Origin of the sequence: Pararhizobium sp. PWRC1-1, from assembly GCF_049897905.1 — a bacterium.
Classification (GTDB): domain Bacteria; phylum Pseudomonadota; class Alphaproteobacteria; order Rhizobiales; family Rhizobiaceae; genus Pararhizobium.
Genome location: NZ_JAFCXE010000035.1, coordinates 22,837 through 33,150, shown reverse-complemented (window position 1 = coordinate 33,150; position 10,314 = coordinate 22,837). Strand labels below are relative to the sequence as shown.

The 10,314-nt window shown below is 59.0% G+C and carries 9 protein-coding genes and 2 pseudogenes; 2 read left to right on the top strand and 9 right to left on the bottom strand.

What is annotated here, in order from left to right; translation table 11 throughout:
- A pseudogene (locus tag ACP7E0_RS32545) lies at positions 1–726 on the top strand (IS3 family transposase); the annotation flags it as partial.
- A gap of 9 nt (positions 727–735) precedes the next feature.
- Positions 736–960 (top strand): MucR family transcriptional regulator, encoded by a 225-nt coding sequence (locus ACP7E0_RS32540; protein WP_426131203.1) that lies wholly within the window; start codon positions 736–738, stop codon positions 958–960.
- 383 nt (positions 961–1,343) lie between these two features.
- On the opposite strand, the gene ACP7E0_RS32535 is transcribed toward ACP7E0_RS32540, so the two are convergent.
- The 9 genes and pseudogenes from ACP7E0_RS32535 to ACP7E0_RS32495 form a co-directional block, all read right to left on the bottom strand.
- Entirely contained in the window at positions 1,344–1,547 is a 204-nt protein-coding gene (locus ACP7E0_RS32535; RefSeq protein ID WP_426131197.1) for a hypothetical protein, read from the bottom strand.
- A 477-nt stretch (positions 1,548–2,024) separates the two neighbouring features.
- Entirely contained in the window at positions 2,025–3,680 is a 1,656-nt protein-coding gene (locus ACP7E0_RS32530; protein WP_426131195.1) for an ABC transporter ATP-binding protein, read from the bottom strand.
- Positions 3,677–4,594: an ABC transporter permease gene (locus ACP7E0_RS32525; RefSeq protein WP_426131193.1), complete on the bottom strand. Its 918-nt coding sequence runs from the start codon at positions 4,592–4,594 to the stop codon at positions 3,677–3,679. Before ACP7E0_RS32525 ends, ACP7E0_RS32530 begins: the two co-directional genes overlap by 4 nt.
- An 11-nt stretch (positions 4,595–4,605) precedes the next feature.
- Positions 4,606–5,520: an ABC transporter permease gene (locus ACP7E0_RS32520; protein WP_426131201.1), complete on the bottom strand. Its 915-nt coding sequence runs from the start codon at positions 5,518–5,520 to the stop codon at positions 4,606–4,608.
- Positions 5,521–5,596: 76 nt separating this feature from the next.
- Entirely contained in the window at positions 5,597–7,105 is a 1,509-nt protein-coding gene (locus ACP7E0_RS32515) for an ABC transporter substrate-binding protein (protein WP_426131192.1), read from the bottom strand.
- A 74-nt stretch (positions 7,106–7,179) separates the two neighbouring features.
- Positions 7,180–8,085 carry a 5-dehydro-4-deoxyglucarate dehydratase gene (gene kdgD / locus ACP7E0_RS32510; RefSeq protein WP_426131190.1) on the bottom strand — a complete coding sequence of 302 codons (906 nt, stop codon included), beginning with the start codon at positions 8,083–8,085 and terminating at the stop codon, positions 7,180–7,182.
- Between the two features lie 64 nt (positions 8,086–8,149).
- A complete protein-coding gene (locus tag ACP7E0_RS32505; protein ID WP_426131188.1) occupies positions 8,150–8,902 on the bottom strand; it encodes a FadR/GntR family transcriptional regulator in 753 nt (250 codons plus the stop codon).
- Between the two features lie 270 nt (positions 8,903–9,172).
- Positions 9,173–9,378: pseudogene (locus tag ACP7E0_RS32500) on the bottom strand (mannonate dehydratase); the annotation flags it as partial.
- 110 nt (positions 9,379–9,488) lie between these two features.
- A complete protein-coding gene (locus ACP7E0_RS32495; RefSeq protein WP_426131186.1) occupies positions 9,489–10,118 on the bottom strand; it encodes a hypothetical protein in 630 nt (209 codons plus the stop codon).
- Between the last annotated feature and the right edge of the window lie 196 nt (positions 10,119–10,314).

Below are 10,314 nucleotides of genomic sequence, written 5' to 3'. Positions count from 1 at the left end.
CTCCTAAAAAAAGAACTGGGCGTCGATCTGCAGATCCTGAGTAATCGGGAAAAGACACAGCTGGTTGACGCCCTTAAAGACACCTATCGCTTGCCAGAACTGCTCGCCCAGCTGCAAATTGCGCGAAGCTCCTACTTTTATCATCGCACGCGCATGTGTCTGGCAGACAAGTATGCCGCCGTCCGGCACAGCCTTGCGGAAATCTTTGAAGCGAACCGTCGTTGTTACGGCTACCGCAGACTACAGGCGTCACTGGCCCGGAAGAGCGTGATCATCTCGGAAAAGGTTGTCCAGCGCTTGATGAAGCAGGAGCACTTGATCGTGGCCAGACCGCGCCGACGGCGTTTCGGATCATACTTGGGAGAAATAAGTCCGGCACCCGAGAACCTGATCAATCGCGACTTCCATGCGAAAGCGCCGAACGAGAAATGGCTGACAGACATCACCGAGTTCCAGATCCCAGCCGGGAAGGTGTATCTCTCGCCCATCATCGATTGCTTCGACGGAATGGTCATCAGTTGGTCGATTGGAACGCAACCAGATGCGGGGCTGGTCAATACTATGCTGGATGCAGCTATTGAGACCGTGACCGACGCCGAGGAACGGCCAATCGTCCATTCCGATCGCGGAGCCCATTATCGCTGGCCAGGCTGGCTAACGCGGATCAGCGAAGCGAAACTGGTTCGCTCGATGTCCCGAAAGGGCTGCTCACAAGATAACGCCGCAGCCGTTCCGATCCGGAGATCGGTCACTGATGAGTTCATCATTTGCCTAGAAGATGGCAAGCAGTTCAAATCGATGAAGCGCCACCTCAGCACTGGCTACAATATGACACCTGACGAATACCGCGCGAAATGGGGGCTGCCTGAAGACTATCCGATGGTGGCTCGGGCTTACACCGAAAAGCGGTCTCAGCTCGCTCGGGATATCGGTCTTGGGCAGAAGCGCTTGAAGAAGTAGCGTAGCGCCGTCGCAAAAGGCGGAGGCAGGCAACCATGGCCAGATCTCATACCGCCCACGGTTGCTTAGCACCAAAATGGATGCATCGCTCGCGAATGCAGCGCAGACTGGGCGCGAACTAAAGTAAGCTTCAGGCTTTTGGCGTCTCGCATAGCCGATGGGTGACGGCCCAGGATATCAAGCTCAACAATTCGTGGCGCAGCTGAAAGATATAAAAAAGCCTGTCGAATGACATTCGCGCCGCGGGCGCTGCTTCAGTCGCGCGCGGATATGTCTGCCGGTTTTCGTCGAGGGGTCACTAAACAGGGAGGTCGGGGCCGTCGCCACGTTGGGCACTCCGGGCGCAAATTGTGGGCCGCCCCCGAAAAGGCGGCCCGTGGCTTTCAAGATACAGGTTGATACTCATACCAAGGCTTGCAGGAAATCATCCGGCGTTGCAAGTGATGCACGCCTTTCAGGCGCTCGCTGTCGTAGTTTCTATTGCCGCATTTATTTTTCTGACGAGACTGAGCATCAGCGCGCGATACTGGAGTGTCTTGGGCATTCTGGGCGGCGCTACCTATTCCTATTCGTTCTATCTTGTCCATCAGAATATCGGTTACATCGCAATAACCGAGTTGTTGGACGTCGGTCGACAGGGCTGGTTACATTCTCCATTCTCTTCCATTTGGCTGTAGAACGGCAGCTTAATCCAAAAATAAGAAAACGATTGCTTCTTCTGATGGCAAAGCGAAATAGGGCCACATATTAGCCGGCAATGCGACGACTAGTACAATCAGATAGACAGTTTCTTCTTTCCGTTCGCAAGACCGGGATTTTGTCCCTTTCACAAAAAGATCGCATGTGAATTGCTTGCCATCTATGGCTTGAGTGATTGCGCGGCGTCGGTCTGGTGATAGCGGCTACGCTCGTCAAGGGAGACCCCAATGCTCGCAAGAATTGATACTATTACCGATGCCGAGCTGGTCATCGACCGCAGCTTTGATGTGAAGGGAATGGAACCAAGTGCCGGGGGCACGACGAGGACAAAAGCAGCGGTCAGATGACTTGGCACGCCGGTGCGTTTAAGCGTTGCCATGGACCTGACCGGCCGCCATCCATTTTGGCTTCGGCACTGCACCCAGCAGCGTCTGGGTATACGCATGGCGGGGAGAGGCGAACAACGCTTCGGTTTCATTCTGTTCTACGACCCTTCCGTTCTGCATTACGAGCACGCGGTCCGCAAACTCCCGCACAATCGGAAGGTCGTGGGTGATGAAGAGATAGGACAGGCCGAGACGCTGCCTCAGCTCGCTCAGGAGTTCTATCACCTGCATCTGAATGGAGACGTCGAGTGCCGATACCGCTTCGTCACATACGATCAGCTCCGGATCGCTGGCGAGCGCCCTTGCGATAGCGATTCGTTGTCTTTGGCCACCGGAAAACTGGTGGGGATGACGGTCGGCGTGCTCCGCCTTCAACCCGACAAGCTCCAGCAATTCGACCACACGATCATTCCAGCGCGCGCGCGGCATGATGTCCCGGTGGATCACCAGCGGTTCGGAGATGATTGTACGGACATTCATCCGCGGGTTCATGGAGCCGAAAGGGTCCTGGAACACCATCTGGACCCGTCGGCGGAAGCCGTTGAGCGCCTTGCCTTCGAGCTCAAAGACGTCCTCGCCGGCAAACAGCGCCCTGCCCGACGTCGGATCGTTCAGCCGCAGAAGCATGCGCGCAATGCTGGACTTTCCGGATCCGGATTCGCCGACAATCCCGAGCGTTTCCCCGCGACGCAGCACGAAGCTGACATCATCCACCGCCCTGAACTCTCGCTTGGGCGAGAAGAAGCCGGAGGTCAGCATGTAGTGTTTGCTCAGGTTATCCACCCGCAACAGAACGTCGCCTTCGGCCATCGGACGCGACCTCCGTTCCCCCGAGCCTCCATGCGGCACCGCCGCCATCAGCCGGCGGGTATAGGCATGGGTCGGATTGGTGAAGACGTCCTCGGCCTTGCCGGTTTCAACAACCTTGCCGCCGTTCATAACGATGATACGATCCGCCATGGCCGCCGCCACCTCAAGATCATGGGTGATCATGATCAGCGCCATGCCGGTTTCCCGCTGCAAGTCGCAAAGCAGTTCGAGGATTTGCGCCTGCACACTGACGTCGAGCGCGGTCGTCGGTTCGTCTGCGATCAGGATATCCGGTTTCAGCGCAATCGCCATGGCAATCATCACGCGCTGACGCTGGCCACCGGAGAACTGATGCGGATAATGGTCAATCCGCTTCTCCGGCTCGGGAATGCCAACCCGTTGCATGAGCTGGACGACCTTATCACACACAGCGCCCGTGCCTCCCTCGTCGTGGCTCTCGAAGACCTCGGCAATTTGCCGGCCGACGGTGTAGACCGGATTGAGATAGGCAAGCGGATCCTGGAAGATCATCGCGATGCGTCGTCCGTTCAGCGCGCGGCGCCCCTCCTCGTCGAGGCGCGACAGGTCGATACCATCGAACACCAGCGAACCCGAGACGATATCGCCCGGCGGGCAATCGATCAGCCCCATGACCGTCCCGGTACTGACGCTCTTGCCCGATCCGCTCTCACCGAGGATGACCAGCGTCTCACCCGGGCAGACATGGAAAGAGACGCCGTCCACGGCCCGCACCGGGTCACCTTCGGAAAGGAAGTCTACCGTTAGATTGTCGATCCGGAGAATAGATGTGTCCGTCCCGGTCATCTTGGAGCCTTTCGCAGCGCTTGCAGACGCCAGCGCTGCAACGGATCGGCAACGGTCCGGGCCCAGCTGGCGAGAATGTTCAAGGAAAGGGTTGTCAGCAGGATGGCCAGTCCGGGCCAGAAGGCGATCCACCATGCCGATGCCAGATAGCCGCGACCGTTGGCCACCATCGCGCCCCAGGTGAAATCCGGGGGCTGGATGCCAAGGCCGAGGAAGCTCAGGGAAGATTCGGCTAGGATGACGGTTGCGAAGTCGATGGCGGCGATCGTCACCAGTGTCGGAAGAACGAGGGGTGCAATATGCCGGAACAGGATACGGCCGGAGCTTGCACCCATAGATAGCGCGGCGCTGACGAACATGCGTTCGCGCAATTCAAGCACCTCCGCCCGCGCCGTCCGGATGAAGATGGGCATGCGCGTGATCGCCAGAACGATGACAAGGTTCATCATGCTCGGACCGAGCGTATAGAGCACGATCAGCGCGAGGAGCAGCGAGGGAAAACTCATCACGACGTCAGCGAGACGCAGGATGACATGGCTGTACCAGCGTTCCGAATAACCGGCGACAAGGCCAAGCGTGCCACCGACGAGCATTGAGAAAAACACGGCCGCAGCTGCGATGCCGAGCGTGTTTTGCGCGCCGACGATCAGACGTGCCAGGATCGGCCGGCCAAGAGTATCTGCACCGAGAAAGTAGATAAGACCCTGCTCCAGCGAAAAGGGTGGAAGGTTACGCTGCCTCAGACCGAGCTTGCCGGCTGCGTCGCCGATCATCAGTGGCCCGAACAGAACACAGGCAATGAGCAGGAAAAGAAAAAATGCTGCGCAAAATGCAAGCTTGTCGCGTCTGAGGTAAATTGCGAGCTGGCGCAGATTTCCTGGCGACTTCGTAGAGGGTATCGTCACATGGACCATTATCGACCTCCTCAGTAGCGAATGCGCGGATCGAGAGCGACATAGAGGAGGTCGATCGCGATATTGACGATGAAAATGGCGACGGCCGTCACGAGGATCGTCGACTGCACGACGGCGAAGTCGCGCTGGATGATCGAATCAATCATCAACTTGCCGATGCCCGGCCAGCCGAAAATGGTTTCCACGACGACTGCACCATTGATGAGGCCGGTGGTGAGGTCGCCCGCAACGGTAATGATCGGCAGCAGCGAGTTCCGCAGCGCGTGGCCGAATATGATCCGGCGCCGCTTCATGCCCTTGGCGTGAGCGGTCTTGATGTAGGGGGCAGCAAGGGCCGAGATCATCGTACCGCGCACCACCTGCACCAGAAGGCCGAATGGACGAAGCATCAGCACGGCGATCGGCATGATCCAGTGCAAGGCAGTACCTGTGCCGGACGTGGGTAGCATACCAAGCCCGACGGCGAAAACGAGAATGCCGACGATCGCGATCCAGAAATCGGGTGTGCTGGCTCCAGCCAGCGACACGAGACCGGCGACACGGTCGAACAGGCTCCCCGGGCGGGCCGCGGCCAGTGCGCCAACGATCACAGCGAGAACAGTGGAGAGGGTGATGGCGACGGCCGCAAGCTTGAGGGTGGCCGGGAACGCCTCGAGCGCCACCTCTATCGCCGAGCGGTTCTGGCGTAGTGATTGGCCGAAATCCAGCGAAAGGAGGTTCTGCAGATAGTGCAGGAACTGCGTGTGGATCGGCTGGTCCAAACCATTCAGGCGTGCAAAGGCTTCGCGGGCCTCAAGGCTCGAGTCAAGCGGCAGATAGAGCGCCGACGGATCACCGGTCAAACGCGTGAGGAAGAAGACGAGTGTCAGCAGACCGATCACGGAGATAGTGCTGTGATACGCCCGCCGGCCGATATAGCCAAACATCATGCGAAGCCTCTGGATTCATCTGGAGTGCGCACGAACGCGAGAAACAATCCCGCGTTCGCCTGGCATCGGAGGCTCAGTTCTTGAGACCAATATTGACAAGAGGTATTTCGCTGTTCGTGGTGATGTCCGGCTTCCAGTCTAGTCGGGGTCCCACGCGCGTGTAGCCGATCATGTGGAACATCGGAATATCGACGGCCAGCTCGTTGTGCGCCTTGGCAAAGATCGCCTTGAACTTTGCCGTGCGGTCCTCGCCGGTCGCCGCCATGGCATCACCCACATCCTTGTCGAGCCCGGCATTGTTCATGGTCGAATAGCTGCCGGCCGAGGTGTAGAAGATCGGGATCGTGAAGGCGGCGTCGCCCTTGTTGTTGTCATGCATCATTTGCAAGAGGTTCGGGCCACGACCTTCGGGGAAGGGCTTTTGCAGATAGCGCAGCCAATCGTTGACATCGAGCATCGTGAGCTTCACGTTCAGACCCACATCCTGCCACATGGCCATCATGGCTTCCATGGCTTCCGAACCGTTTGGGTAGATGCCGTTACGGCCGATCAGCTCGATTTCGGTATCGACCGGGACACCCGCTGCCTTGGCTTCGGCGATCAGCGCTCGGGCCTGTTCTGCATCGAAGGTCCAGGCTGCCAGCGCATCATCATGACCGTTGATACCTTTGACGACCATCTGTGAGGCACGCTGAGCATCGTCTCCGAAGAGCTGGGCAAGCCCTTCCCAGTCGATAGCAAGGTTCAACGCCTTGCGGATACGGGCGTCATCGAGCGGGGCGAATCCGGCATCGATGCGGATCGCCGTCGTTTCGGAATTCAGATAGGCGAAATCCGTGGCCGCGTTGGTTGCGTCCTGGATCGCGATGGAGGGCGTCAGGTCCGCCTCGCCGGTCTCGACCATCGCAGCGCGAATCGAGGACTCAGGACGCCAGACATAGCTGGCCTTCGTGATGACCGGCTTCTTGCCCCAGTACCCGTCGAAGGGCTCCAGGACAACGGTCTGCGGGTTGAAACTCGCGAGCTTGAAAGGTCCGGTTCCAACGGGATCATTGACGGCCTTATCCGCCGGTGTGTTTGGCGAGACAACCATGATCACGCTTAGCAGCGTCGGCAGAATGGGCTGCGGCGTGTCGGACTTGATTTCCACCGTTAAGTCATCGATTGCGGTCACGGTGAGCTTGGCGTCGCCGAACTTGGCAATGTTGCTGCAGGTGACCTTGCCGCTGGTCATGCGCTCGATGGAGAATTTCACGGCCTGCGCGTTGAACGGAGCGCCATCCTGAAATTCCACGCCCCCGCGGAGCTTGAACTGCCACGTGTTCGGATCGGTTTGCGTCCATTCCGTCGCAAGACCGGCTGTCGCCTGGCCGCTGGACGGATCGATAATGGTCAGGGGCTCGACGACGTTGCGGCTCAGGATCTGGCCGACATTGGTGATGATGGTGCCGCAAGGCTCAAGGTTTGCCGGCTGTTCCGGTAGAACGATGTTGATCTCTGCCGCATTTTGCGCAAGGGCCGAGCCGGTCCAGCCGGCAATCGCCATCGCTCCTACGATGATACGAGTAGACGTCCTTTTCATTACATTCCTCCCAGATGAAACTATGACGATATCTTGGACAGGCGCCATCCTCCCGGCGCCGACCATCTTGCCGTTTAGCCGCGCGCCAACTCGATCAGTTCGCGCAACATCTCCCGTTCCTCGCCGTCGAGATCCACCAGCGGCGGACGCACGGGACCGGGCCCATATCCGACGAGGTCAACACCCGCCTTGATGATCGAAACCGGGTATCCGGCCTTGCGGTCGCGCAATGCTGCGAACGGGAAGAAGAAGGTGTTAAGGATCTCCTCCATGGCGGCCCTGTCATTCGCGCGCATCGCGCGATAGAAGCGCTGCGCAAGCTCCGGGACGAAATTGAAAACTGCGGAGGAATAGGTCGTCACGCCGACGCCATTGAAACCTTCCGCGAAGAGTTCATGCGTCGGCATGCCGCCGATGTAGCAGAGCCGGTCGCCGAGCTTCGCCGTCACATGGCGCACAAGGTCTACCTTGCCGGTTCCGTCCTTGAAGCCAATGAGATTGGGGCAGGCGTCAGCAAGGCGCGCCACCGTATCGGCGGTGGCCACCGAATTTGCGCGGTTGTAGAGAATTACGCCAAGGCCCGTTGCATCACAAACAGCCTTTACATGCGCGAAAATGCCTTCCTGCGGCGCTTCCGTCAGATAATGCGGAAGGAGAAGCAGACCATCCGCACCAGCACCTTCGACGATCCTGGCCGTCTCGAGGGCGAGCGACATCCCGTAGCCGCACCCGGCGATGATCGGGACATTGCCCGAGACGCCTTTTGCCGCACGCGTGACCTCTACCACCTCCGACGGCGACAGGGAAAAGAACTCTCCCGTACCGCCGGCGGCGAACAGCGCGGCCGCCCCGAAGCCCGAAAGCCACTCAACGTGCCGGCGATAGCTGTCCAGATTGAGCTTATAGTCCGGCGTAAAATGCGTGACCGGAAAAGACAGGAGTCCCGAACCGACTCGCGACTTGATTTCTTCAGGCGACAATGAATTTCCTCCCAGCGGAATGCGCTTACAATGAGCAAATTCATATGATGACTTTCAGGATGAGTCAACCACCTTCATCATCTTTTTCGCCTTGTCGCCAAGACGTCAGAGAACGATAGCGCTTGATACCCGTGACGAGATGACGGCGCATTGCCTCCCGCGCCCGATCCGGATCCCTTGCCATGATCGCCTCGGCGATTTCGCGATGTTCGCGAAGGATCGGTTCGTCCCTGCTGGGCAGCGGATCCACCCCGCCCATGACCGAGCGAAACTTCACACGCGGTATCATGCGCCTGCCGATATGCTCGAGAAACGCGCGGAAGCGCCCGTTGTTCGTAGCCGCAGCGATCGCCATATGGAACTGGAAGTCCGCTTCGTCGGTCGACCTTCCCTGGGCGACAAGACTTTCGAAAAGGTCGACCTGAGACTGAATCTCAACCTCTTGCGCCGGAGAACTGCGGACTGCGGCAAGCGCAGCAGCCTCCACCTCAATGCCGATGCGAAGCTCCAGTTCCTCGATGATATCGGAGATCTTGTTGGTTTCGCTGGTGAACAGCCGCAATCCCGGATCGATTTGGCGCGGCCCTATCACAAACACGCCTGAACCATGCCGGGATTCCACCAAGCCATCGGCGCGCAGCGCGGCAATGGCCTCACGCACCACCGTCCGGCTGAAGCCGAACTTATCAATCAGTGCTGGCTCGGTCGGCAACTTGTCGCCCGGAGCATAGTAGCCGGCTTCGATTTGTCCTCGTATCGCTTCGGCCACTTGCGACGACAATGACGGGCGGCGGCCCGTTTTGTTCATGTTCGGCATTTGCCCACGCGTACCTGACTTCACTAAAGTCATCATATGACCTCGACCGATATCTACGGTATCATCTTATGGGATTGGTTGAAGGCGGTACAGGGGTGGCAATGAAAAAGATGGGGGCCGTCACTCCACCACGGCGGTGCGCCGTATGAACCATGCCCGGCGTGTGTCCATTTCTTTCTTGTTGACCGAACGATCGCTGCCTTGCCGGCCTTAGAAAATGCGGCTTTGCTCGACATCGAAATTGCTGAAGGGATCGCAACGGCTCCCCGCAGCACCGGGCCACTCCAGTGGGTGGACGTCCACGAAATCGATGCGGTCGCCGCGCTTTCGCCCGTGCCGCGTCGTCCAGCGTAGGTGGGTTCGTGTCCAAGGACTGGCATGAAATTGTAGCAAACGGTTCTGATGTCAGCCGCGGACAAACGCCGCGGCGTTTCCTGCCATTTGGCAGTATGCGTACGCCAGCCGCCGGTCTGGGTCTAGATGCTTTCGAATCGTGAAATGTTTCCACAACATCATGGGAGACTACCAGCCCGCAGCTCCGCCTGCGTCGGCGCCGTGATGCGTCGTGCCGCAGCCCGCGGGAGCTTCAATCACGACGAGCCGTTCGTCGAATCGCAGCGCCGCTCGGACCGAGGCATCGCTCATTGCGGCAAGTCCTCGCACTGCGGACGCTGTTGCAGAAGGGAAGCAACTGCGGTTTCAGCGAAGGCCAAAGCACGAGTGTGAAAACCTTCCCCGCAAGTTCGCGGCCGCCGCCCAGCGACTTGAACCAGGTCCCGCCATCGGATTTGTACGTTCCCTTGTCCTCTTCCCGCCCAGCGGGAACGGTTCCCAACGCCGCTTCGAGCATAGAAGGCCTCAGCCGATCGCCGGCCGCTGTCGCGAGCTCGGCAAAGGTCTTAGCCTCAAGGCCGAGCCGCAGCGCAAGCGTCTGGCGCCGCATTCCGGTGCGATCACCAAGAGTGTCAGTCATCAGCGCTTCGAGTTTGCCTTCCAGAGTCGCCCCGAACACTTTTTCTTCGAGGCAGCCTTTTGGCCACCGAAACAGCAGGCCCCCAAGCACTTCTTCGAGCGCTTTCCAGCGTGTGGGATGCTTGCCATTTTCATCGTCGGCGAAGCCGCCGAAGCTCAGCCCGCCCGACTTCAATGCTTCCAGCAGCTCCAGAGTGTATTCATGCCCACCGCCATTGCTGATGTGCACGCCGAAGTGGGACAACGGCACCCCGAGTGCGCGTCGGAGCAGAATGCTGGCGAATCCGACCTCGGTCAGGCCCCCCGCACGATCGGGACGCGGGCCAGAAAGGCGTTTGGATCATCCGCCCGGTGACGGGCGACCTTGTTGGTATCCAGCGGACCAATCTGGCCAGTATGGTCAACGTACCAGAGGCTCGCTTTGGAAGCGGCAGCGATCG

Excerpts from the sequence above, each read along its gene's own strand:
- ACP7E0_RS32525 (WP_426131193.1), bottom strand. The coding sequence starts at position 4,594 with ATGGTCCATGTGACGATACCCTCTACGAAGTCGCCAGGAAATCTGCGC.
- ACP7E0_RS32505 (WP_426131188.1), bottom strand. The coding sequence starts at position 8,902 with ATGCCGAACATGAACAAAACGGGCCGCCGCCCGTCATTGTCGTCGCAA.
- ACP7E0_RS32530 (WP_426131195.1), bottom strand. The coding sequence starts at position 3,680 with ATGACCGGGACGGACACATCTATTCTCCGGATCGACAATCTAACGGTA.
- ACP7E0_RS32520 (WP_426131201.1), bottom strand. The coding sequence starts at position 5,520 with ATGTTTGGCTATATCGGCCGGCGGGCGTATCACAGCACTATCTCCGTG.
- ACP7E0_RS32535 (WP_426131197.1), bottom strand. The coding sequence starts at position 1,547 with ATGGACAAGATAGAACGAATAGGAATAGGTAGCGCCGCCCAGAATGCC.
- ACP7E0_RS32515 (WP_426131192.1), bottom strand. The coding sequence starts at position 7,105 with ATGAAAAGGACGTCTACTCGTATCATCGTAGGAGCGATGGCGATTGCC.